Annotated in this window: 1 protein-coding gene and 1 pseudogene; one reads left to right on the top strand and one right to left on the bottom strand. The window is 50.8% G+C overall.

Annotated features, from left to right (window positions below; translation table 11 throughout):
- A pseudogene (locus PSI17_RS16980) lies at positions 1-183 on the top strand (IS630 family transposase); the annotation flags it as partial.
- A 106-nt stretch (positions 184-289) separates the two neighbouring features.
- Here the strand turns inward: PSI17_RS16980 and PSI17_RS16975 are convergent.
- Positions 290-1121 (bottom strand): conjugal transfer protein TraG N-terminal domain-containing protein (locus PSI17_RS16975; RefSeq protein WP_273553078.1); only part of this gene is annotated, 832 nt, incomplete at its 5' end.

Below are 1121 nucleotides of genomic sequence, written 5' to 3'. Positions count from 1 at the left end.
GTTTATTCGCCCTGGTTGAACAAAATAGAGCGGTTATGGCAATCGTTACATGAAACGGTGACCCGTAATCATGGTTGCCAATTTATGTGGCAACTGATTAAAAATGTGGACATTTTTTTAAAAGCGGCGTCAGAAAAAAAGACGTTGAAAGGAATAAGAAATATCAGAGTCTCAGCATTATGAAAAGACATATAGTTAACATCACTGAAAACAGACATATTGAGCCATCGGAGTAACATTAATCAGGGTACAGTTACCCTACTCTTTATCACTTTAATGCTCCGTTCGGCTATTTTTTCCCAGACATCATTTTCTGCATCACCATTTGCCCGAACATCCCGGCAGACTGCCTGACCTGCCCCACGCCCTGGCTCATCATGCCAGCCATATCCCCCATACGCACCCCGGCCCACGTCAGTGCCCCCAGCCAGACCATCGGCAGGACGATAAACAGCGTGCCCATTACCAGCCCCATAATTAAGTCATCGGAGGTGTTCTGCAATCCGGCCAGATTAAACAGGCTGTGGGTTTCTGAAGCGTACAGGGCTTCCAGCAGAAAACTGTCCAGCCAGCGGGCGGTTTCCCACCAGAAGGTGAGGAAGTTCAGTGCAAAAATCACAAACGTCAGGGTAAAAACGGTCTTAAATTCATACGCGGCAAATAACAAAATCAACGGCAGCAGGATATACAACGCCATCAGGATCACCGCCTGCATCATCGGCAAGGCCTGGCGCACGGCATCAAACATCGGATAGGCAATCAATCCGCCCAACATCGCGCCCGCACTTGCACCGACCCGGTTGGATCGATCCCAGAGGGTAAAATCCGCATTGCCGCCATAGCCGGCATACACATAACCGTCCTGCGACATCGCCAGGTTAACCGGACTGACCAGACGGCGGATCACCGCTTCTCTATATTCACGGCTGTCTTTTCCCATCATTTTCAGGGCCGCTGACAAACGCAGCCATAATCCCGGATCAGCCTGTGCCAGCACTCTGGCTTCCAGTCCGGTTTTAGAGGCTGACCACCACGCTTTGCAGGTCGGATAACCCCCTTGCCCGATATTGGGCCGGCCACTATCGCGACTATCAACCCACGGAAACTGGGTTCTTGGCGTA

The organism is Xenorhabdus sp. IM139775, from assembly GCF_028598745.1.
Taxonomy (GTDB): Bacteria; Pseudomonadota; Gammaproteobacteria; order Enterobacterales; family Enterobacteriaceae; genus Xenorhabdus.
The sequence above is the reverse complement of the archived record's forward strand: the minus strand, read 5'-3'. Positions and strand labels throughout refer to the sequence as shown.